Below are 21,823 nucleotides of genomic sequence, written 5' to 3'. Positions count from 1 at the left end.
GTCGCGCCACACCCCGGCGACGCCCGCCCCCGGCGCCTGACCGGCGAGGCGGCCCTCGGTGCCTACTTGGCGGGGTCCGGGGCGGAGCCCCAGGTATGGGACGGGTAGGGGCGGAGGGGGCGAAACCCCTCCCTGCCCGCACGGGCCGCCACCATGTCCGATTCGTTCAAGACCCACCACCCACGCCCTGCCTACCGTGGCCCCATGACTCCACGATTCGACGTGATCGGCCTCGCCGTCTCCGACATGGCCGCCTCCCTCACCTTCTACCGCCACCTCGGCCTCACCTTCCCCGACGGCTCCGAGAACCAGCCGCACGTAGAGGCCGAGCTACCCGGCGGCCTCCGGCTGGCACTCGACACGGAGGAGACGATCCGCTCGTTCCACGCCGGGTGGCGGCCCCCAGCCGGCGGCGGCCGGGCGTCCCTCGCCTTCCGCTGCGACAGCCCCGCCGAGGTCGACTCCGTGTACGAAGACCTCGTCGGCGCCGGCCACCACGGCGAACTCAAGCCGTGGGACGCCTTCTGGGGCATGCGATACGCCGTCGTACACGACCCGGACGGCAACGGTGTCGATCTGTTCGCGACCCTACCGTCGCAGTAGCTCACCGAGCGTCATGCCCGCCAACTCCCTTACATCACGGGCCAGATGAGCCTGGTCCGCGAACTCGGCGCGCACCGCGGTGTCCGCGAAGGGCACCCCGTCCCGCGCGAGCGCGAGCGCCCGCTGCAGCCGCAGCACGCGGGCCAGCGTCTTGGCCCCGTAACCGAACGCCGCCAGCGATCGCCGATGCAATTTCCTTGCCCCCAGGCCGAGTTCATCGGCGACGGCGGCGACCGGTCGCCCCGCGTCCAGGGCCGCCACGAGCTCCCGGAGCAGCGGATCGGGGGGCTCCGCGCCGGCCGCCTCCACGGTCCGGTCGCGGAGTTCGTGCGCGGGTACGCCCAGCAGCGCGGGCGCCGTACCGGGGAAGAACCGGACACCCGCCCAGCCGCCGGGGACGCCTTCGGGAACGTACGCCCGGGTGTCCGGTCCGGCGACCAGCAGCCGCCCCTCGGTCCACAACAAGTCCATGCAGCCGTCGGGAAGCACGGGCCGCACGGCCGAGCCGGGCCCGGGCAGGACGCGGCTCCACACCACGGCACCGGGCAGCCGGGAGGCACGCTCCTCGTACACGTACGCCAGGCTACGCCGCTCGCGTCCGGTGCTCCTGCGGGCTGACCCCGTACACCCGTTTGAAGGCGCTGGACAGGGCGAACGCGCTGCCGTAGCCGACCTGGCGGGCGATCGAGTCCAGGGTGTCGTCCGAATCGCGCAGGCGGTCGGCGGCCAGGGCCAGCCGCCAGCCGGTCAGGTACGTCATCGGGGGCTCGCCCACGAGTTCGCCGAAGCGGCGGGCCAGCGCGGCCCGGGAGACCCCGGCCTTGGCGGCGAGCGCCGCCACCGTCCAGGGGTGCGCCGGGTCGTCCTGCAGGAGCCGCAGCACCCGGCCCACGACGGGGTCGGCGAGGGCCTCGTACCAGGCGGGCGTCGCGGCCTCGGGGCGGGAGAACCAGGCCCGCAGCGCGGCGATCATCAGCAGATCGAGGAGCCGGTCCAGGACGACCTCCTGCCCGGGCTCGTCGCGCACGATCTCCTCGGCGAGTATCGGCGTCAGCGGGCACTCCCACACGTCGGAGGTGAGCGAGAGCAGCGGCGGCAGGGCGTCCAGCAGCCTGCCGTTGATCTCGCCCCGCATCATGTACGTCCCGATCAGCAGCATCGTGGAGCCGTCCGGCCGGTCGCCCCAGCTGCGTACGCCGAGTTCCCAGTGGCCCTTCAGGGAGCGCCCGTCGGGGTAGACGCACTCGCCGCCCGGCAGGATCACGGCCTGGGGCGGGGTGTCCGGGTCGTCGGCGCAGACGTACGGGTCCGGGCCGCGCGCGATGGCCAGGTCGCCCGCCCGCAGCCGTACCGGCTCTCCCCCGTCCGGCACGACGCAGGCGTCACCGCGGACCACCAGCATGATCGTCAGGGGGGCACGGTCCTCGACGCGTACGCACCACGGCGGGTCGAAGCACGCGCGGATCATGAAGGCGCCACGCGCGCGTGGGCCCTCCAAGAGGCCTGCGAGTGCGTCCATGGCGACAGCGTAGACGCGGGCGTATGGGAAGGAGCGGTTCAGCGATGGTTCCTTTCCACGCCCGGCAGTTCACTGGCTTCATGACGGACAACACGGCACATCCGGGAGGCATGACGGTGTTGGTGACAGGGGCGACGGGGCGCACCGGCCGTCGGGTCGCGGAGGCCGCGCGGGCGGCCGGGCTCACGGTGCGGGCCGCGTCCCGCTCCCGGGGCACCCGCTTCGACTGGGCGGACCGCTCGACGTGGGCGGACGCGCTGCGCGGCGCCGACGCGGCGTATCTCGCGTACCCCACGGACGTCGGCTCCCCGGCCGCCACCGAGGCGGTCGGGGCGCTGGCCCGGGAGGCGGTCGGGCTCGGGGTGCGCCGGCTGGTGCTGCTGTCGTCGCGGGGCGAGGAGCCGGCCCGGCCGACCGAGGAGGCGCTCAAGGCGTCGGGGGCGCGGTGGACGGTCGTGCGGGCCGCGTGGTTCGCGCAGAACTTCAGCGAGGGCCCGCTGGTGGAGGGGCTGCGCCACGGGGAGCTGGTCTTCCCGGCCGGTGAGGTGCGCGAGCCGTTCATCGACGTGCGGGACATCGCGGACGTCGTGGTCGCCGCGCTGACGGCGGGCGACCGGTACGCGGGCGAGGACCTCGACATCTCCGGGCCCCGGCTGCTGACCTTCAGCGAGGCGGTCGCGGAGATCGCGAAGGCGACGGGCGGCGAGCTGACGTACACCCCGGTGACGGCACGCCAGTACGGCGACAACCTGACCGGTTTCGGGGTGCCGCCCGAGGAGGTCGAGTTCCTCGTAGACCTCTTCGAGAGCCTCCTCGACGGCCGCAACTCCTACCTCTCGGACGGCGTCCAGCGGATCCTGGGCCGCGCGGCGCGGGACTTCACGGCGTTCGCGCGGCAGACGGCGGCGGCCGGAGCCTGGAAGGGCTGATCACTCGCCCTGAGGGTGGTCGTCGTTGTTGCGGTGGGGGTGGTGGTGGGTGCTCTTCGCGTGGGTGCGCAGCCGCGACGTGACGTCCTCCGGGGGCAGGAAGCGCGACCAGCGCTCCGGGAACTCGGAGGGCATGTCCGGGTCGTCGGGATCGACGTCGGAGGAGCGGTACGCGACGACACGGGCGACGTACTCGGCGGCCTGGGCCTCGCGCAGCCGTTCGTTTGCGGCGCGCGCGGTGGCGGTGGCGGCGGCCGGCCAGACCCGGTCGATGGCGGCGTTGACGGCGGCGCCGACCAGGACGGCGAAGGCGGACACGCCGATCCACAGCAGGACGGCGACGGGCGCGGCGAGCGAGCCGTAGATCGTGGGGCCCTCGACGGTGTTGGTCAGGTAGATACGGAGCAGGAAGCTGCCGAGCACCCACATGGCGAGGGCCACCAGCGCACCCGGCACGTCCTCGACCCACGGGGAGCGCACCGGCACGGACACGTGGTAGAGCGTGGTGAGGAAGACGATCGAGAGGACGATCACGACGGGCCAGTACAGGACCTGGACGACGGTCGTCGACCACGGAACGACGTTCACCACCGCGTCCGGGCCCGCCACCATCAGCGGCAGCGCGACCGAGCCGATCAGCAGCGCCACGATGAACAGCAGGAACGACATCATCCGGGTCTTCACGATTCCCCGGGTGCCGTCGAGGCCGTACATCACGGTGATGGTGTCGATGAAGACGTTCACCGCGCGCGAGCCCGACCACAGGGCGAACAGAAAGCCGAGGGAGATGATGTCGGGGCGGCCGCCCTTCATCACGTCGTGGAGGATCGGCTGGGCGATCTGGTGGACGCCCTTCTCCGACAGGACCGTGCGGGACGCGTCCAGGATGTTGCTCTCCAGGCTGGCGATCGTGTCGGCGCCGGTCCAGGCGTCCACGTATCCGAGCAGTCCGATCATGCTCAGCAGCAGTGGCGGCACGGACAAAAGCGTGAAGAAGGCGGCCTCGGCCGCCAGCCCCAGGATCCGGTATTCCATGCACGAATTGACGGTGTCCTTGAGCAGCAGCCAGGCGGTCCTGCGCTTGGACACGTTCCGGTAGAGCGCGCGGGCACGGTGGAAGCGGCCCGAGGGAGGCCGTTCAGGTGTTTCTTTTGCCTGGTGCACGTCCTTACCGTATCCGTATGGCAGCCAGCACCCACACCGTGACCAACCAGGCTCCGCCCCTGGTCGGATATGACGTTTTCGCCGCCGACCGGGCCCTCGTGGAGGCGGTCGACCGGCATATCGATCCAGGACTCCTCGACGAGGCACGCGAGGAGCTGTCGGCGCTCGGGCGGACCGCCGGTTCCGCGCAGGTGCAGGAGTGGGGGGCGCTCGCCAACGAGAACCCGCCCAAGCTGCACACCCACGACCGCTACGGCCACCGGATCGACGAGGTCGAGTTCCATCCGGCCTGGCACCGGCTGCTCGGCAAGGGCGTGTCGGCGGGGCTGACCGCGGCCTGGAACCGCCCCGGCGGACACCTCAGGCGTGCGGCCGCCTTCGTGGTCTGGACGCAGGTCGAGGCGGGCAACGGCTGCCCGCTGTCGATGACCCACGCGGCGGTGCCCGCGCTGCGAGCCGATCCGGCGCTCGCCGCCGAGTGGGAGCCGCGGCTGACGTCCACGATCTACGACCAGGGGCTGCGGCCCGCCGCCGAGAAGGCCGGCGTGCTCTTCGGGATGGGCATGACCGAGAAGCAGGGCGGCAGCGACGTACGCGCGAATACGACCGAGGCGCGACCGCTCGCCGAGGACGGGACGTACGAGCTGACCGGCCACAAGTGGTTCTGCTCGGCACCGATGTCGGACGGCTTCCTGGTGCTCGCGCAGGCACCCGGCGGGCTCACCTGCTTTCTCGTCCCGCGCGTGCTGGAGGACGGCACGCGCAACGTCTTCCGGATCCAGCGGCTCAAGGACAAGCTCGGCAACAAGTCGAACGCCTCCAGCGAGGTCGAGTTCGACGGGACCTGGGCGCGCCGGGTCGGGGACGAGGGGCGCGGGGTGCGCACCATCATCGAGATGGTCGCGGCGACCCGGCTCGACTGTGTGCTCGGCTCGGCCTCGCTGATGCGGCAGGCCGTCGCACAGGCCGTCCACCACTCCACGTACCGCGAGGCGTTCGGCGGCAAGCTCATCGACAAGCCGCTGATGCGGAACGTCCTCGCGGATCTGGCGCTGGAGTCGGAGGCGGCGACCACGCTCGCGATGCGCCTCGCCGCCGCGTACGACGACGGGAGCGAGCAGGAGCGGGCCTTCCTGCGGCTCGCGGTGCCGGCCGCCAAGTACTGGGTGACCAAGCGGTGTACGCCGGTGGCGGTGGAGGCGCTGGAGTGCCTCGGCGGCAACGGGTACGTGGAGGAGTGGGGCATGGCGCGGCTGCTGCGGGAGTCGCCGCTCAACTCCATCTGGGAGGGCGCGGGCAACGTCCAGGCGCTGGACGTGCTGCGTGCGCTGCAGCGGGAGCCGGGGGCCCTGGACGCGTATCTGCGGGAGGTGGGACGGGCCCGCGGCGCGGACCACCGCCTGGACGGGGCCATCAAGAACCTGCTGGCCGAACTCGCGGACCTGGACGGTGTCGAGGGCCGGGCCCGGCGTCTCGTGGAGCGTGTCGCCCTGGTGCTCCAGGGGTCGCTCCTCGTCCAGTACGCGCCCCCGGAGGTCGCCGACGCGTTCTGCGCCTCACGGCTGGGTGGTGACTGGGGTTCGGCCTTCGGTACGCTGCCGCACAGTCTGGATCTGGCCACCGTGGTGGAGCGGGCACGGCCGGTGTCGTGAGGAGCTGCCGCTGTTAGGGGCGGGGGTGGTGCTGCGCCGACACGGCACCACCCCCGCTGCCGGCCCCGTTCAGGAGCTCGGACGCCGCACGGGCGGCGTCGTTGTCAGTTTCAAGGAACCTTGTGACCGTTGGCGAGAGTTGCAGACCGTTGCATTCCTTTGTGTTCCTTGTGCGAAGTTCCGGCGTCCCGGGCCGAGAGCAGGCACGATGTGGGGTGACGGCGGCGTCACAGCTCGTACGCGGTACTGGTTTCGGGAGTGCCCTGTGAAGACCACATCGTTCAACACCGCCCGTTTCGCGCCGCTGGACGCGTCCGAAACGGTCCGGCACCTCCAGGAAACCTGGGCCGCGTCGGTCAGAGGCGAACGCTCCCCGATCGCTCCGCGACCGGTCATCGGTCAGTCATGGCAGAGAGTGAAACGTTTCGGAGTCGATCCCGAACAGGGCACGGACAGCGTGCTGTTGCAGACGGACGAACTCGAACACCGCCGCACCTCCACCGCGCTCGCCGAGGTGATGCCGGTGCTCAGCGGGGGGCTGGGAGCGGTCGCCGACGCCTCCCTGCAGATCATGGTGGTCACGGACCCGGAGGGCCGGGTGCTGTGGCGCGAGGGCAACGCGGGCGTACTGCGCCGGGCCGACACGATCTGCCTGGAGGAGGGCGCCGCCTGGAGCGAGGACACCACCGGCACCAACGCGATCGGTACGGCGCTGACGGCGGGCGCCGCCGTCCAGGTGCACTCGGCCGAGCACTTCGTGCGCACGCTGCACGACTGGACCTGCGCCGCCGCCCCGGTGCACGACCCGCGGGACGGGCGGCTGCTCGGCATCATCGACGTGAGCGGGCCGGACAGTACGTTTCACCCGGCCACGCTCGCGCTGGTCGACTCGGTGTCCCGGCTGGCCGAATCCGAACTGCGCAGCAGGCATCTGACGACCATCGAGCGGCTGCGCGCCGTGGCCGCGCCCCTCCTGTGCCGGCTGGGCGGCAAGGCGCTGGTCGTGGACACCAACGGCTGGCTCGCGGCCGTCGTCGGAATGCCGCCCGTCGACCGGGTCCCGCTGCCGGCCTCCTTCCGCGCGGGCAGGGTCTGGCTGCCCTCCCTCGGGGTGTGCGTCGCGGAGCCGATGCCCGGCGGGTGGCTGCTGCGGGTCACGGAGAGCGACACCTCGGCGAGCGCGAGCCGTGTCGTGCTGGACCTCAGTGAACCCCGGCGGCCGTGCGCCACCATCTCGGGCGCGGCGGGCAGTTGGGCGCAGGACCTGAGTCCGCGCCACGCCGAGCTGCTGTACGTGCTCGCCGTGCACCGGCAGGGGCGCAGCGCGGCCCAGCTCGCGGTCGACCTCTTCGGCGACCCGACCCGTACGGTGACCGTCCGCGCCGAGCTGTCCCGGGTACGCCGCCGCCTCACCGGCCTGCTCGACCACCGTCCGTACCGCTTCCGCGAGGAGGTGGAGGTCGAGGTCCTGCTGCCGGACGATCCCCTGGACCTGCTGCCCCACTCGACGGCGCCGGCGGTGCGGCGGGAGAAGCTGTAGTTTTTCGCCCTTTCCGCCCCCACCCGTCCCGTACCTGGGGGCTCCGCCCCACACCCTCGTATCGCGCTTCGCGCTCGTCCTCCAGCGCCGGACGGGCTGAAACAGGCGTATTTCCTGAGCGTCTTCCGGGGTCTTCGGCCGGGCCAGTGGGTCTCTGCCGTAGCATCCCCTCACAGGCCACCCCACCCGTCTCTCCGTCAACGCCCGAAGAGTGAGAGGCAGTTGGCCTACCCGGGAGGACGCATGAAGCAGCGCGGCAGGCACCGTCGTCGTAGAAGGGGACAGGCGCTGCGCGCCACCCTGGCCGGAACCGCCCTCGCGCTCACCGCGGCCGCCACCCTGATCAGCGCCTCCCAGGCCACCGGCAGCGGCAGCCCGGGCGGCCTGACCCCCCTCCGCTCGGCGTCCGCGGCCGGCGCGCTGCGCCTCCACGAGAACCTGGTCCCCCGGGACACGCTCGACACCCTCACCAAGGACATGGGCGGCAACGTCGGCGTCGACGGCGTGCTCGAGAGCGCCGACCACGCGATGCGGAACACCTCCGACTGCGCCGCCGCCGAGCGGGCCGCGCTTCCGGTCGAGCCGACCGCCACCCGCGGATACTGCTGGGACGGCGGCGACGCGACCACCCGGCAGTGGCAGCCGAGGTCCGTCACCACGTCCGGCGACGCCGACGACGACGGACGATGGGGCGAGCACCGCGTCATCCTGGCCGGCTGGACGCAGCACGACCGGCAGGCCGCCACGCCGACCCGGGACGAGGGCATGGCCCGGGTCGCCTTCGTCGACGCGACGGACGCGCAGGCCCTCACGTACCGCTGGGTCCTGCTCGTCGCCCCGCGCGAGGGCGGCAAGGACTTCACGGCGGTCCACTCGGGCCTCGGCGGCATGGTCTGGTACCAGGACAAGCTGATCGTCACCGCCGCGCACGGCGCGGGCCTGCTCGTCTTCGACCTGCACCGCCTCCTGAGGGCCGGCGTCAACAGCGGCGCCGTCGGCAGGGTGAGCGACGGCTACTCGGCGGCCGGCTACCAGTACGTGCTCCCGGCCATCGGCTCCTACGACGCGCCCGGCGGCGCGTGCGTCGCCGGTGACGACCGGGCCGTCCCCTGTATCGGCTCCCTCTCCCTGGACCGCACCTCCGCGCCGGACAGCCTGGTCGCGACCGAGCGGTCCGCGTCCGGCGGCGCCCAGCGGGCCCGGGTGTGGCGCTACGCGTACAGCACCGCCGCCTACCGCACCGGTCTGCTCGCCGACTCCCAGGGGTACGTCGACGCGGCCGAGGCCTACGCGACCAAGGCCGCCGGACTGTCCGGCGCCCTCTCACACACGCCGAGCGGCGCCCACGAGGCCGAGTGGTACGTCGAGCACACACCGGACAGCCGCACCCAGCACGGCACCCTGTGGCGGCAGACCGGGAGCGGTGCCAAGGCGGCCACCTGCACCGCGGACCAGTCGCACGCCTGCTGGGGCCTGGGGGCCGAGTCCCTCTCCTACTGGCAGGAGACGGGCGAGCTGTGGGCGTTGACCGGGGCGGCGACGCAGCGGGTGCTCTACGCGGTTCCGCTGTCCTCGGTCGACCACTCGCTGCAGTAGGGGCGGGGGCCTCAGGCCGCTTTTGGAGGCGGGCCGGGCTCCGTGGTTCCCTGGCCCGCATGAGCAACGTCACTGTGACCACCTGGTCCCTGGAGCAGACGGCCCTGACCGACCTGCTCCCCGCGATCGCGCCCGACGGGGACTTCCGGATCGTGCGTGCCGAGGTTCCCTCGCCCGAGTTCAGCCGCTTCCTGTACACGTCGGTCGGCGGGGACATCCGCTGGACGGACCGGCTCGGCTGGACGTACGCGCAGTGGCAGGAGGCCCTTGACCGGCCGGGCGTAGAGACCTGGGTCGCGTACGACAGGGGGACGCCCGCGGGCTATGTCGAGCTCGACCCGCAGGACGACGGCGTGGTGGAGGTCGTCTACTTCGGGCTGATCCCCGCCTTCCGGGGCCGGCGCATCGGCGGTCACCTCCTCTCGTACGGGGTGGCGCGGGCCTGGGACCTGGCCGAGCGCTGGCCGGGGCGGGCCGAGACGAAGCGGGTCTGGCTGCATACATGCAGCAAGGACGGGGAGCACGCGATGGACAACTATCTGCGGCGCGGATTCAAGCTCTTCGACACCAAGGTCGAGGCGGAGCCGGAGGTGGCCGCGCCGGGTCCCTGGCCAGGGGCGTGGATCGGTTGACCTGCCCGGACGCCATAAACCGTGCGGCCGTGTGACTGACACCACCCTTGTCTCGCCATCCGGGACAAGGGTGTCCACATGATGGATGACGGTGGACTGGCCGGAGATCCCCGTGACACGCTTCCGTCATGTCTGGAACTGGAATTGCCTTGGTGAGTCGGCGGCACGTCGACCTCGGCCGCATGTCCAGCGCCATCTGTCCGGCGAGCTGAAGCAGTCCAGCGCCGCCGACCCTTTCTCTTGCGACCCTTGCGCAATGCCGTGCCCATACTTCCGTATGCGCCCGAATGTGCAGGTCAGAGCCGCTGACCAACCTGTCCCGCAGTCTCGAAGGACGTATCAACCATGGCCGCCACCCCGCAGAATCCCGCCGCGCCCCGCCGCAAGGTGAGCCGTCACCGCGGCGAGGGTCAGTGGGCCGTGGGTCACTTCACCCCGCTCAACGGCAACGAACAGTTCAAGAAGGACGACGACGGTCTCAATGTGCGGACACGCATTGAGACGATCTACTCCAAGCGGGGCTTCGACTCGATCGACCCCAATGACCTGCGCGGCCGGATGCGCTGGTGGGGTCTGTACACCCAGCGCAAGCCCGGGATCGACGGCGGCAAGACCGCGATCCTGGAGCCGGAGGAGCTGGACGACAAGTACTTCATGCTGCGCGTCCGTATCGACGGCGGCCGGCTGACCACCGAGCAGCTGCGCGTCATCGGCGAGATCTCGCAGGAGTTCGCGCGCGGCACCGCCGACCTCACCGACCGGCAGAACGTGCAGTACCACTGGATCCGTATCGAGGACGTCCCGGAGATCTGGGACCGCCTGGAGGCCGTGGGCCTGTCCACGACCGAGGCCTGCGGTGACACGCCCCGCGTCATCCTCGGCTCGCCCGTCGCCGGGATCGCCGAGGACGAGATCATCGACGGCACGCCCGCGATCGAGGAGATCCACCGCCGGGTCATCGGCAACACGGAGTTCTCGAACCTGCCCCGCAAGTTCAAGACAGCGATCTCCGGCTCGCCGTTGCTCGACGTGGCGCACGAGATCAACGACGTCGCGTTCGTCGGCGTGAACCACCCGGAGCACGGCCCCGGCTTCGACCTCTGGGTCGGCGGCGGCCTCTCCACCAACCCGAAGATCGGCCAGCGTCTGGGCGCCTGGGTCCCGCTGGACGAGGTCGCGGACGTCCACATCGGCGTCCTCTCGATCTTCCGCGACTACGGCTACCGGCGCCTTCGCACGAGGGCTCGCCTGAAGTTCCTGGTCGCCGACTGGGGCGTCGAGAAGTTCCGCCAGATCCTGGAGGACGAGTACCTGAAGCGGAAGCTCGTCGACGGACCCGCCCCCGACCAGCCGGTCGCCCGCTGGCGCGACCACGTCGGTGTGCACCGGCAGAAGGACGGCCGCTACTACGTCGGCTTCGCCCCGCGCGTGGGCCGGGTGGACGGCGCGACCCTCACGAAGATCGCCGAGCTGGCCGAGGCGCACGGCTCGGGCCGGCTGCGCACCACCGTCGAGCAGAAGATGATCGTGCTCGACGTGGAGCAGGACCGGATCGACTCCCTCGTCGAGGGCCTGGAGGCGCTCGACCTGACCGCCAAGCCCTCCACGTTCCGGCGCGGCACGATGGCCTGCACCGGCATCGAGTACTGCAAGCTCGCGATCGTCGAGACCAAGGCGCGCGGTGCCTCGCTGATCGACGAACTCGAGCGGCGCATCCCCGAGTTCGAAGAGCCCATCACCATCAACATCAACGGCTGCCCGAACGCCTGCGCCCGTATCCAGGTCGCGGACATCGGTCTCAAGGGCCAGCTGGTCCTCGACGACCAGGGCGAGCAGGTCGAGGGCTTCCAGGTGCACCTGGGCGGCGCGCTCGGCCTGGAAGCCGGTTTCGGCCGCAAGGTCCGTGGCCTGAAGGTCACTTCGGACGAGCTGCCCGACTACATCGAGCGGGTCCTCAAGCGCTTCCAGAAGGAGCGCGAGGACGGCGAGCGCTTCGCCACCTGGGCTACGCGAGCCTCCGAGGAGTCCCTCTCATGAGCGAGCGAGCCGCCCCGTTCTACTGCCCCTACTGCGGCGACGAGGACCTTCGTCCGAGCGAGCAGGGCCACGGCGCGTGGGAATGCGCGGCGTGCAATCGAGCCTTCCAGTTGAAGTTCCTCGGGCTGCTCGCCCGGGGCCTTCAGCCCAAGGACAGTGGTGGGGACGGAATATGACGACATCTCAGGACGAGCGTACGGCCGAGGACCTGAAGCGCCTCGCCGAGCAGGCGGGGCGCGACCTTGAGGACGCGTCGGCCCTGGAGATCCTCCAGTGGGCCACAAGTACGTTCGGTAAGAGTTTCTGCGTGACCTCCTCCATGGAGGACGCGGTGGTCTCGCACCTCGCGTCCCGCGCACTGCCCGGCATTGACATCGTCTTCCTCGACACCGGCTACCACTTCCCGGAGACCATCGGCACCCGGGACGCGGTCGAAGCCGTGATGGACGTCAACGTCATCACGCTCACCCCGCGCCAGACCGTGGCCGAGCAGGACGCCGAGTACGGCCCCAGGCTGCACGACCGCGACCCCGACCTGTGCTGCGCGCTGCGCAAGGTCAAGCCCCTCGACGAAGGGCTCGCCAAGTACAGCGCCTGGGCCACGGGCCTGCGCCGCGACGAGTCCCCGACCCGGGCGAACACCCCGGTCGTCGGCTGGGACGAGAAGCGCCGGAAGGTCAAGATCTCACCGATCGCCCGCTGGACGCAGGACGACGTGGACGCGTACGTCGCCGAGCACGGGGTCCTCACCAACCCGCTGCTGATGGACGGTTACGCCTCCGTCGGCTGCGCGCCCTGCACCCGCCGGGTCCTTGAGGGCGAGGACGTGCGCGCCGGCCGCTGGGCGGACCGCGCCAAGACCGAGTGCGGGCTGCACTGATGACCACGACCACTCTGATTTCTCAGGAGCAGCAAGTGACGACCGGAGCCACCGTCTGGCTCACGGGTCTGCCGAGCGCCGGCAAGACCACCATCGCCTACGAGCTGGCCGGCAGGCTGCGCACGGAGGGCCACCGTGTCGAGGTGCTCGACGGGGACGAGATCCGCGAGTTCCTCTCGTCGGGCCTCGGTTTCTCGCGCGAGGACCGCGACACGAACGTGCGGCGCATCGGCTTTCTCGCCGAGCTGCTCGCGCGCAACGGCGTCAAGGCACTCGTCCCGGTGATCGCGCCGTACGCGGACAGCCGTGAGGCGGTGCGGGGGCGCCACCAGACCGGCGGCACCCCGTATCTGGAGGTGCACGTGGCGACCCCCGTCGAGGTCTGCTCCGTACGCGATGTGAAGGGGCTGTACGCCAAGCAGGCCGCGGGCGAGATCTCGGGGCTCACCGGCGTCGACGACCCCTACGAGCAGCCCGAGTCGCCCGATCTGCGCATCGAGTCGCACACCCAGACCGTGCAGGAGTCCGCGGCCGCGCTCCACGCGCTGCTCACCGAGAGGGGTCTCGCATGACGAGCGACGTCGCCACTGTCTCCGAGGAGACGGACAGTCCGTACGCGCTGTCGCACCTGGACTCCCTGGAGTCGGAGGCCGTCCACATCTTCCGCGAGGTCGCGGGTGAGTTCGAGCGGCCGGTGATTCTCTTCTCCGGCGGCAAGGACTCCATCGTCATGCTGCATCTCGCACTGAAGGCGTTCGCCCCCGCGGCGGTGCCCTTCTCACTGCTGCATGTGGACACCGGGCACAACTTCCCGGAGGTCCTGGAGTACCGCGACCGCACGGTGAAGAAGCACGGCCTGCGCCTCCATGTGGCCTCCGTCCAGGACTACATCGACCGTGGTGTGCTGCGCGAACGCCCCGACGGGACGCGCAACCCGCTGCAGACGGTGCCGCTGACGGAGAAGATCCAGTCCGAGCGCTTCGACGCCGTGTTCGGCGGCGGACGCCGGGACGAGGAGAAGGCCCGCGCCAAGGAACGGGTGTTCTCGCTGCGCGACGAGTTCTCCCAGTGGGACCCGCGCCGCCAGCGCCCCGAACTGTGGCAGCTCTACAACGGCCGCCACGCGCCCGGCGAGCACGTCCGCGTCTTCCCGCTGTCCAACTGGACCGAACTGGACGTCTGGCAGTACATCGCCCGCGAGCAGATCGAACTGCCGGAGATCTACTTCGCGCACGAGCGCGAGGTCTTCAAGCGGTCCGGCATGTGGCTGACCCCGGGCGAGTGGGGCGGCCCCAAGGACGGCGAGAGCGTCGAGCAGCGACTCGTCCGCTACCGCACGGTCGGAGACATGTCCTGCACGGGCGCCGTCGACTCCGACGCGACCACGCTGGACGCCGTCATCGCCGAGATCGCCGCCTCACGTCTCACCGAGCGGGGCGCCACCCGCGCCGACGACAAGATGTCCGAGGCCGCGATGGAAGACCGCAAGCGCGAGGGGTACTTCTAGCCATGACCAGCACCACCGAACCCACCGAGCCCCTGTCGGTCGAGCAGTTGTCGGCGACCACCCTGCTGCGCTTCGCCACCGCCGGCTCCGTCGACGACGGCAAGTCCACGCTCGTCGGACGTCTGCTGCACGACTCCAAGTCGGTTCTGACGGACCAGCTGGAGGCCGTGGAGCGCGTCTCGGCCAGCCGCGGCCAGGCGGCCCCGGACCTCGCCCTCCTGACCGACGGCCTGCGTGCCGAGCGCGAGCAGGGCATCACCATCGACGTCGCCTACCGCTACTTCGCGACCGCGCGCCGCCGTTTCATCCTGGCCGACACGCCCGGTCACGTGCAGTACACGCGGAACATGGTCACCGGCGCCTCCACCGCCGACCTGGCCGTGGTCCTCGTCGACGCCCGCAACGGTGTCATCGAGCAGACCCGCCGGCACGCCGCCGTCGCCGCGCTGCTGCGCGTCCCGCACGTCGTGCTCGCGGTCAACAAGATGGACCTCGTCGAGTACAAGGAGTCCGTCTTCGCCGCCATCGCCGAGGAGTTCACGGCGTACGCCTCCGAGCTGGGCGTCCCCGAGATCACCGCGATCCCGATCTCGGCGCTCGCCGGTGACAACGTGGTGGAAGCCTCCGCGAACATGGACTGGTACGGCGGCCCGACGGTCCTGGAGCACCTGGAGACCATTCCGGTCAGCCACGACCTGGCGCACTGCCACGCCCGGCTGCCCGTGCAGTACGTGATCCGCCCGCAGACCGCCGAGCACCCCGACTACCGGGGGTACGCCGGTCAGATCGCGGCCGGTACCTTCCGCGTCGGCGAGAGCGTGACCGTGCTGCCCTCCGGGCGTACCTCGAAGGTCGCCGGGATCGATCTGCTGGGCACCCCGGTCGACGTGGCGTGGACCCCGCAGTCGGTGACCCTCCTGCTGGAGGACGACATCGACATCTCGCGCGGTGACCTGATCGTGCCGAGCAAGGACGCGCCGCCGACCACGCAGGACGTCGAGGCGACCGTCTGCCATGTGGCCGACCAGCCGCTCACCGTCGGCCACCGGGTGCTGCTCAAGCATGGCACCCGTACGGTCAAGGCGATCGTCAAGGACATCCCGTCCCGGCTGACGCTCGACGACCTCTCGCTGCACCCGCACCCGGGTCAGCTGGTCGCCAACGACATCGGCCGCGTCAAGATCCGTACCGCCGAGCCGCTGCCGCTGGACTCGTACGCGGACTCCCGGCGCACCGGCGCGTTCATCCTGATCGACCCGGCGGACGGCACCACCCTGACCGCGGGCATGGTCGGCGAGTCCTTCGCCGCGCCGCAGCCGGTCAAGGACGAGGCCGACGACGACGGCTGGTGCTTCTGACATGAACCCCGTCGACTTCTACTCCACGTTCGCGAAGGAGGGCGGCCGCGTCGGCAGCGGCGTCCTCGGCAGCGGGCAGGGCGGAGTCGCGCGATGTGCGCGATGACGTACGCGCACCGCTTGCGCGCCCCGTCCCCCCACCCGTCGTCCCGGACGAGACGAAGACCTGCCGACCTCCCGGCCACGACCTGAAACCGTGACCGCCGGGCCAACGAGAGGAAACCCTCCCGTGCCTGCCATCCGCTCAACCTTGGTACGCCGCGGCATCGCCGTTGCCACCGCTCTCCCCCTCCTCGCCCTCGCCGCCTGCAGCTACGGCTCCGACGCCAAGGACGACAGCTCGAAGGCGAAGGTCGCCGCCGGGTCGAAGAAGATCGACGGTCTCGACTCCGTGAAGATCGGCTACTTCGGCAACCTGACGCACGCCACCGCACTGGTCGGCAACCAGAAGGGCTTCTTCCAGAAGGAGCTCGGCGCCACCGAGGCCAAGTACCAGACCTTCAACGCCGGCCCCTCCGAGATCGAGGCGCTGAACTCGGGCTCCATCGACATCGGCTGGATCGGCCCCTCGCCGGCGATCAACGGCTACACGAAGTCCGCCGGCAAGAACCTGCGCATCATCGGCGGTTCGGCCTCCGGCGGCGTGAAGCTCGTGGTCAACCCGAAGAAGATCAAGTCCCTGAAGGGCGTCAAGGGCAAGAAGATCGCGACCCCGCAGCTCGGCAACACGCAGGACGTCGCGTTCCTCAACTGGATCGCGGACCAGGGCTGGAAGGTCGACGCGCAGAGCGGCAAGGGCGATGTCTCGGTCGTCCGCACGGACAACAAGATCACCCCGGACGCCTACAAGTCCGGCTCCGTCGACGGCGCCTGGGTGCCGGAGCCGACCGCGTCCAAGCTGGTCGCCGAGGGTGGCAAGGTGCTGCTCGACGAGTCGACGCTGTGGCCCGCCAAGAAGTTCGTGATCACGAACATCATCGTGCGGCAGAGCTTCCTCAAGGAGCACCCGAAGGTCGTCGAGGCCGTGCTGAAGGGCTCGGTCACGACGAACAAGTGGATCAACGCCAACCCGGACGACGCCAAGGCCGCGGCGAACAAGCAGCTGGAGGCGGACTCGGGCAAGGCGCTGCCGGCCGCTGTCCTCGACCCGGCCTGGAAGTCCATCCAGATCACCAATGACCCGCTGGCCTCCACCCTCAACACCGAGGCGGAGCACGCGGTGAAGGCGGGTCTGCTCGAGAAGCCCGACCTGAGTGGCATCTACGACCTCACGCTCCTGAACAAGGTCCTCAAGGCCGCGGGCGAGAGCACGGTCGACGACGCCGGTCTCGGCGTCAAGTAAGCCCGGATCCCGATGAGTTCCCAGGAGGTGACGACCATGGCCACAACCTTCGCCAAGGCCGCCGACGGCGTCCAAACGGTGGAGTACGCCGCCCGGATCGAGCATGTCTCGAAGTCCTTCGCCGGACCGGCGGGGCAGCAGCTCGTCCTCGACGACATCACGCTCGATGTCGCGCCGGGCGAGTTCGTCACCCTCCTGGGGGCCTCGGGCTGCGGAAAGTCGACGCTGCTCAACCTGGTCGCCGGTCTCGACGACCCGACCGCGGGCAGCATCACGACCCACGGGCGCCCTGCCCTGATGTTCCAGGAACACGCCCTCTTCCCGTGGCTGACCGCAGGCAAGAACATCGAACTCGCCCTGAAGCTCAGGGGAGTTGCGAAGGCCGAGCGGCGCGACAGGGCCGAGGAGCTGCTCGAACTCGTACGGCTGCAGGGCTCGTACGGCAAGCGGGTGCACGAGCTGTCCGGCGGTATGCGCCAGCGCGTGGCGATGGCCCGCGCCCTCGCGCAGGACAGCCAACTCCTTTTGATGGACGAGCCGTTCGCGGCGCTGGACGCCATCACGCGCGATGTGCTGCACGACGAGCTGACCCGGATCTGGAGCGAGACGGGTCTGTCCGTCCTCTTCGTCACGCACAACGTGCGTGAGGCGGTGCGCCTCGCTCAGCGCGTGGTCCTGCTGTCCTCCCGGCCCGGGCGCGTCGCCCGCGAGTGGAGCGTGGACATTCCGCAGCCGCGCCGTATCGAGGACGCCCCCGTGGCGGAACTGTCCATCGAGATCACCGAAGAACTGCGTGGGGAGATCCGCCGCCATGGCCAGCACTGAGACGAAGGCCGACGCGGCCGCCAAGGACAACTACCAGCTGGGAGGCCTGGAGGCGGGCCTCGACGCGCTCGAGGTCTCCGTCACCGGCCGCCGGTCCTTCGGGCTGACCTTCAGGCAGAAGGTGCTGCCGCCGCTCATCGCGTTCGCGGTGGTGCTCGTGGTCTGGCAGGCGCTGATCTCGTTCGACGTCGTCACGGACCCGAGCAAGCTGCCCTCGCCGTCCGACGTGTGGGGCGAGATCCAGGACGCCTGGCTGAAGGGCACACTGCTCGACTACATATGGACGAGCGTCTCGCGCGGTCTGCTCGGCTTCCTCTTCGCCCTGGCGATCGGCACCCCGCTGGGTCTGCTGGTGGCCCGCGTGAAGTTCGTCCGCGCCGCGATCGGGCCGATCCTGTCCGGCCTGCAGTCCCTGCCCTCCGTGGCATGGGTGCCGCCGGCCGTGATCTGGCTGGGCCTGAACAACTCGATGATGTACGCCGTGATCCTGCTCGGCGCCGTCCCCTCCATCGCCAACGGCCTGGTGTCGGGCGTCGACCAGGTGCCGCCGCTGTTCCTGCGCGCGGGCCGCACGATGGGCGCCACGGGCCTGAAGGGCACCTGGCACATCATCATGCCGGCCGCGCTGCCCGGCTATCTGGCAGGTCTCAAGCAGGGCTGGGCGTTCTCCTGGCGCTCCCTGATGGCGGCGGAGATCATCGCCTCCTCCCCCGACCTGGGCGTGGGCCTCGGCCAGCTGCTGGAGAACGGCCGCAACGCCAGTTCCATGTCGATGGTCTTCCTCGCCATCTTCCTCATCCTGTTCGTCGGCATCGCCATCGACCTGCTGATCTTCAGCCCGGTGGAGCGGTGGGTGCTGCGCAGCCGCGGTCTCCTCGTGAAGAGCTGAACGATCATGCGCCAACCCGTCCTTCTGGTCATCGCCCACGGCAGTCGCGATCCGCGCCATGCCGCGACGGTGCATGCCCTGGTACGACGGGTACGGGCCCACCGCCCGGGCCTGCGCGTGGAGACCGGCTTCCTGGACTTCAACGTCCCTTCGGCGCAGGGGGTGTTGGAGTCGCTGGCCGCGGAGGGCGTGGGTGATGTGGTGGCCCTGCCCTTGTTGTTGACGCGCGCCTTCCACGCGAAGGCGGACATCCCGGCGGTCCTGCGGGAGGCCCCGCCGCGGCTGCGCATCCGTCAGGCGGAGGTACTCGGCCCCTCCCCCCTCCTGAGGGCCGCGCTCGAACGTCGTCTGTACGAGGCGGGGCTCACGCCCGCCGACAAGTCCTCGACCGGGGTCGTGCTGGCCTCGGCGGGGTCCACGGACCCGGAGGCGATCGCAGTGATCGCTGAAATCGCGCGGGAGTGGCGGCACACCGGTTGGTGCGCCGTGCGGCCTGCGTTCGCCTCCGCATCCCTCCCCCGCACCGAGGACGCGGTACGCGAACTGCGCGCCCTCGGCTGCGCCCGGGTCGCCGTCGCGCCCTACGTCCTCGCGCCCGGCTTCCTGCCGGACCGCATCGCACGGGGGGCCGCCGAGGCGGACGTACTGGCCGATGTCCTCGGTCCGGCGCCGGAGGTGGCGCGGGTGCTGCTGGAGCGGTACGACGAGGCGCGCGTGCCCGCGCTGGCGGCGCTCGGCGCCTGAAGCGGATGATGACGGGTGGGTGGCTGCCGTGACGACGGCCACCGGGCCCGTGCCCGCCGCCGCCGTCACCGCGGCGATCGTGACGGTGTACGAGGTGCCCGGCTCGAGTCCGCCCACGACCCGGAACATGGTCTTCGCGGACGGCTGGGTCACCAGGGCGTCGCGTCCCGCATCTGGCGCACGATGTGCAGCTGTTCATCGGGTCAGCGTTCACTGTTTCGTACGGAGTTCAGTCGAAGGCCAGGCCTCCCGTGCGGGTGCGCTTGAGCTCGAAGAAGTCCGGGTGGGCGGCGAGGACGCGGAAGCTGTCGAAGAGTTCGGCGGCCTTCTCACCGCGCGGGATGGCCCGCAGCACTGGGCCGAACCACACCGTCGCGTCGACATGAATGGTCGGGGTCCCCACATACCCGTCGAAGTCCGGCTCCTTCCCGGCGTCATGGCTCCGGCGTACCGCCTCGTCGTACGAGGAGTCGTGGGCCGCGTCGGCCAGTCCGGCCGGGAGCCCGAGTTCGACGAGCGACTCGGCGATCACGGTGTCGAAGTCGTCCTGCTTGCGCTCGTGGATCCGGACGCCGAAGGCGGTGTAGAGGTCGCGCAACACCTTCTCGCCGTGTTGCTCGGCGGCGGCCACCGCGACCCGCACCGGGCCGATGGACTTGTCGACCAACTCTCTGTACCACTCCGGGAGTTCATTGCCGACGTTGTGCAAGTAGAGGCTCATCGCGTGGAAGCGGAGGTCGAGCGGGCGCTTTCGCTCGACCTCCAGCATCCAGCGGGAGGTGATCCAGGCGAAGGGGCAGGCGGGGTCGAAGTAGAAGTCGACGCGAGTGGGCGCGGTGTTCGTCATGCCGTTGACGCTAGTCAGTCAGTGGCACAGAAACACGGTCCAATCTCACGCTGTGTTTTTGGTCCATTCATGCCTGGGCCAGGCGCGGATCCCGGCCGCTGTGGGCGATCGCGCGCTCAAACGCGGGGGCCTCTTCGGGCACATCCACGGGGTCGGCGAAGCCGTCGTACTGGCGGTAGAGGTCGCCGTGCGTGTCGACCACGTCCAGGACGAGCCGGGCCGCTTCCTCCGAGACACGGAACTCCTGGCCGGTGGCGGTCGCGACGTCCCAGCCGTGCATCGCCATCTCCTTGACGATCATCGAGGCGATGTCGGCGGCGGGCATCTTCGCCATCCCCAGGTCCACCTCGCCCTCCCACACGGCCGGGTCGTCCCAGGCGGCGACGGCCCGGTCGAGCTGATCCGCGTAGGCCCGCCCCCAGCCGGGGTCGGCCGTGAAATCGCGCCCGGTCAGCTCGTCGGGGAGCTGCTTGCGCAGCGCCCGGTGTTCGAGGCCGTGCGAGGTGTAGAGGACCCAGTGGTTCACCAGGGTGCGGACGTCCCACTCCGTGCAGTGCGAGGGCGCCGACAGTTGCTCGGCCGTGACACCCTGGGCCACCCGGCCGGCCTCGGCGGCGCATTCCACCATGTGCGGGTAGATGTTCTTGTACGCGTTGTTCATGCGTTCCACGCTAGGGACGCGGGGCCCGGCCCTCTTGAATAAACGCGACAGCCTCGCGGAGAGGGTTATTCCGTGGTGGCCACGGCCTCGTCGGCCAGCCGCACCAGCTCCGCCACCGGCATCGACCCCGCCTCCCTGCGCTCGCGCGCGAAGGTGTTCGCGAGCCGCTGGAGCAGGGCGTTCAGCGGAGTCGGTACGCCGTGCAGCCGCCCCAGAAGCGCTATCTCGCCGTTGAGATAGTCGGCCTCGATGGTCCCGGTGCCCCGGTTGAGGGACTGCCAGGACGAGCCCGCGCCGCGTTCGGAGCCGTCGAAGGACTCGAACCGGATCTTGTCGCCGCGGGCCCTGTGCTGCTCCTCCTCACCGGCGTACTCGATGCCGGCGGCGTCGAGCACCGCCTCGCCCTCCGCGCGGACCCGTGCGAAGAGCGCCAGGCCCTCCTCACTGGTGAGGACCCCGCTGACCGCCTCGATCGAGTTCGCGAGATTGCCGAGGAGCTTGGCGTACTGCCAGCGGGCCACATCGGGCACGACCGGCGCCTCGAAACGGGACTTCTCGAGATCGGCGGCGATACGGCGGGCCGTCTCGTCCGTGCCGTGCGGGTAGCGGCCCAGGTGCAGGATGCCGGTGAGCGGGGCGCCGGCCGCGGAGACGACGCCGGGCTCGACAAAGGTGGCGGGCAGCCACACACAGACGCCGTACACCCGGTGGAAGTGGCGCAGCGCGAGGCGCTGGCTCTCCACGCCGTTCTGCGCACAGACCACCGGCAGCCGCTCGGCCGCCGTACCGCCGCCGGCGACCGGGGTCGGGCCCCACGCCTGTAGGGCCGCCTCGCTGTCCTGGGTCTTGACGGCGAGCACCAGCACGTCGTCGGCGCCCAACTCCCCGAGCGCGTCCGGTCCGTCGACCGTGAGCAGCCGGTGCGTGCGCGTCCCCTGCGGGGTCATGAATCGCAGGCCGCCCGCGCGCAGCGCCTCGTAGTGCGCGCCCCGCGCGACCAGCACGACCTCGTGCCCCGCTTCGGCGAGCCGGCCGCCGATGGCTCCGCCGACCGCTCCTGCTCCGATGATGATGTAACGCATGGAACGAGCCTCGCAC

General features: G+C 70.7%; 23 protein-coding genes. 17 read left to right on the top strand and 6 right to left on the bottom strand.

Features of this window, described 5'->3' with window-relative positions:
* The first annotated feature begins 204 nt into the window (after positions 1 to 204).
* On the top strand, positions 205 to 603 hold the full coding sequence (locus AB0D27_RS35280) for a VOC family protein (RefSeq protein WP_362516762.1): 399 nt from the start codon (positions 205 to 207) through the stop codon (positions 601 to 603).
* Here AB0D27_RS35280 and AB0D27_RS35275 read toward each other — a convergent pair.
* Together AB0D27_RS35275 and AB0D27_RS35270 are read right to left on the bottom strand one after the other, a co-directional pair.
* On the bottom strand, positions 589 to 1,176 hold the full coding sequence (locus AB0D27_RS35275) for a helix-turn-helix domain-containing protein (RefSeq protein WP_362516760.1): 588 nt from the start codon (positions 1,174 to 1,176) through the stop codon (positions 589 to 591). The two genes, AB0D27_RS35280 and AB0D27_RS35275, sit on opposite strands and share 15 nt — an antisense overlap.
* 10 nt (positions 1,177 to 1,186) lie before the next feature.
* Positions 1,187 to 2,122: an AraC family transcriptional regulator gene (locus AB0D27_RS35270; protein WP_362516758.1), complete on the bottom strand. Its 936-nt coding sequence runs from the start codon at positions 2,120 to 2,122 to the stop codon at positions 1,187 to 1,189.
* Between the two features lie 80 nt (positions 2,123 to 2,202).
* On the opposite strand from AB0D27_RS35270, the gene AB0D27_RS35265 reads away from it, so the two are divergent.
* Positions 2,203 to 3,051, top strand: a complete 849-nt coding sequence (locus AB0D27_RS35265; protein WP_362516756.1) for an NAD(P)H-binding protein — start codon at positions 2,203 to 2,205, stop codon at positions 3,049 to 3,051.
* On the opposite strand, the gene AB0D27_RS35260 is transcribed toward AB0D27_RS35265, so the two are convergent.
* Positions 3,052 to 4,215 (bottom strand): YihY/virulence factor BrkB family protein, encoded by a 1,164-nt coding sequence (locus tag AB0D27_RS35260; RefSeq protein ID WP_362516754.1) that lies wholly within the window; start codon positions 4,213 to 4,215, stop codon positions 3,052 to 3,054.
* Between the two features lie 17 nt (positions 4,216 to 4,232).
* Here AB0D27_RS35260 and AB0D27_RS35255 point away from each other — a divergent pair, with 17 nt between their 5' ends.
* From AB0D27_RS35255 to AB0D27_RS35185, 15 genes are all read left to right on the top strand, one after another.
* Positions 4,233 to 5,867, top strand: a complete 1,635-nt coding sequence (locus tag AB0D27_RS35255; protein ID WP_362516752.1) for an acyl-CoA dehydrogenase family protein — start codon at positions 4,233 to 4,235, stop codon at positions 5,865 to 5,867.
* Between the two features lie 304 nt (positions 5,868 to 6,171).
* Positions 6,172 to 7,407: a GAF domain-containing protein gene (locus tag AB0D27_RS35250; protein ID WP_362516764.1), complete on the top strand. Its 1,236-nt coding sequence runs from the start codon at positions 6,172 to 6,174 to the stop codon at positions 7,405 to 7,407.
* 243 nt (positions 7,408 to 7,650) lie between these two features.
* Entirely contained in the window at positions 7,651 to 9,003 is a 1,353-nt protein-coding gene (locus AB0D27_RS35245) for a hypothetical protein (protein ID WP_362516750.1), read from the top strand.
* A gap of 59 nt (positions 9,004 to 9,062) precedes the next feature.
* Positions 9,063 to 9,635, top strand: coding sequence for a GNAT family N-acetyltransferase (locus AB0D27_RS35240; protein WP_362516748.1), 573 nt, complete (start codon positions 9,063 to 9,065; stop codon positions 9,633 to 9,635).
* A gap of 128 nt (positions 9,636 to 9,763) precedes the next feature.
* On the top strand, positions 9,764 to 9,847 hold the full coding sequence (locus AB0D27_RS35235; protein ID WP_309486338.1) for a putative leader peptide: 84 nt from the start codon (positions 9,764 to 9,766) through the stop codon (positions 9,845 to 9,847).
* A gap of 133 nt (positions 9,848 to 9,980) precedes the next feature.
* Positions 9,981 to 11,672 (top strand): nitrite/sulfite reductase, encoded by a 1,692-nt coding sequence (locus AB0D27_RS35230; protein WP_362516746.1) that lies wholly within the window; start codon positions 9,981 to 9,983, stop codon positions 11,670 to 11,672.
* Positions 11,669 to 11,848, top strand: a complete 180-nt coding sequence (locus tag AB0D27_RS35225; RefSeq protein WP_362516744.1) for a hypothetical protein — start codon at positions 11,669 to 11,671, stop codon at positions 11,846 to 11,848. The genes AB0D27_RS35230 and AB0D27_RS35225 overlap by 4 nt, the downstream gene beginning before the upstream one ends.
* Complete coding sequence (locus AB0D27_RS35220) at positions 11,845 to 12,552, top strand: phosphoadenylyl-sulfate reductase (protein ID WP_362516742.1); 708 nt, start codon at positions 11,845 to 11,847, stop codon at positions 12,550 to 12,552. Before AB0D27_RS35225 ends, AB0D27_RS35220 begins: the two co-directional genes overlap by 4 nt.
* Positions 12,552 to 13,124, top strand: a complete 573-nt coding sequence (gene cysC / locus AB0D27_RS35215) for an adenylyl-sulfate kinase (RefSeq protein ID WP_362516740.1) — start codon at positions 12,552 to 12,554, stop codon at positions 13,122 to 13,124. Before AB0D27_RS35220 ends, cysC begins: the two co-directional genes overlap by 1 nt.
* Positions 13,121 to 14,059 carry a sulfate adenylyltransferase subunit CysD gene (gene cysD, locus AB0D27_RS35210; protein ID WP_362516738.1) on the top strand — a complete coding sequence of 313 codons (939 nt, stop codon included), beginning with the start codon at positions 13,121 to 13,123 and terminating at the stop codon, positions 14,057 to 14,059. The genes cysC and cysD overlap by 4 nt, the downstream gene beginning before the upstream one ends.
* 2 nt (positions 14,060 to 14,061) lie before the next feature.
* Positions 14,062 to 15,417 carry a GTP-binding protein gene (locus tag AB0D27_RS35205; RefSeq protein ID WP_362516736.1) on the top strand — a complete coding sequence of 452 codons (1,356 nt, stop codon included), beginning with the start codon at positions 14,062 to 14,064 and terminating at the stop codon, positions 15,415 to 15,417.
* A gap of 229 nt (positions 15,418 to 15,646) precedes the next feature.
* Complete coding sequence (locus AB0D27_RS35200) at positions 15,647 to 16,759, top strand: aliphatic sulfonate ABC transporter substrate-binding protein (RefSeq protein ID WP_362516734.1); 1,113 nt, start codon at positions 15,647 to 15,649, stop codon at positions 16,757 to 16,759.
* 36 nt (positions 16,760 to 16,795) lie between these two features.
* Positions 16,796 to 17,584, top strand: a complete 789-nt coding sequence (locus tag AB0D27_RS35195) for an ABC transporter ATP-binding protein (protein WP_362516732.1) — start codon at positions 16,796 to 16,798, stop codon at positions 17,582 to 17,584.
* Positions 17,571 to 18,473: an ABC transporter permease gene (locus tag AB0D27_RS35190; protein ID WP_362516730.1), complete on the top strand. Its 903-nt coding sequence runs from the start codon at positions 17,571 to 17,573 to the stop codon at positions 18,471 to 18,473. The genes AB0D27_RS35195 and AB0D27_RS35190 overlap by 14 nt, the downstream gene beginning before the upstream one ends.
* A gap of 6 nt (positions 18,474 to 18,479) precedes the next feature.
* Positions 18,480 to 19,217 (top strand): sirohydrochlorin chelatase, encoded by a 738-nt coding sequence (locus AB0D27_RS35185; RefSeq protein WP_362516728.1) that lies wholly within the window; start codon positions 18,480 to 18,482, stop codon positions 19,215 to 19,217.
* A gap of 229 nt (positions 19,218 to 19,446) precedes the next feature.
* On the opposite strand, the gene AB0D27_RS35180 is transcribed toward AB0D27_RS35185, so the two are convergent.
* The 3 genes from AB0D27_RS35180 to AB0D27_RS35170 all read right to left on the bottom strand — a co-directional run bounded on the left by AB0D27_RS35180 (position 19,447) and on the right by AB0D27_RS35170 (position 21,807).
* Positions 19,447 to 20,064: a DsbA family protein gene (locus AB0D27_RS35180; protein ID WP_362516726.1), complete on the bottom strand. Its 618-nt coding sequence runs from the start codon at positions 20,062 to 20,064 to the stop codon at positions 19,447 to 19,449.
* Positions 20,065 to 20,131: 67 nt separating this feature from the next.
* Positions 20,132 to 20,725, bottom strand: coding sequence for a TIGR03086 family metal-binding protein (locus AB0D27_RS35175; RefSeq protein ID WP_362516724.1), 594 nt, complete (start codon positions 20,723 to 20,725; stop codon positions 20,132 to 20,134).
* Between the two features lie 65 nt (positions 20,726 to 20,790).
* Positions 20,791 to 21,807, bottom strand: coding sequence for a 2-dehydropantoate 2-reductase N-terminal domain-containing protein (locus AB0D27_RS35170; RefSeq protein ID WP_362516722.1), 1,017 nt, complete (start codon positions 21,805 to 21,807; stop codon positions 20,791 to 20,793).
* Positions 21,808 to 21,823 lie beyond the last annotated feature (16 nt).

Origin of the sequence: Streptomyces sp. NPDC048415 (genome assembly GCF_040651675.1) — a bacterium.
GTDB lineage: Bacteria > Actinomycetota > Actinomycetes > Streptomycetales > Streptomycetaceae > Streptomyces.
This window is presented reverse-complemented; position numbering and strand designations above follow the sequence as displayed.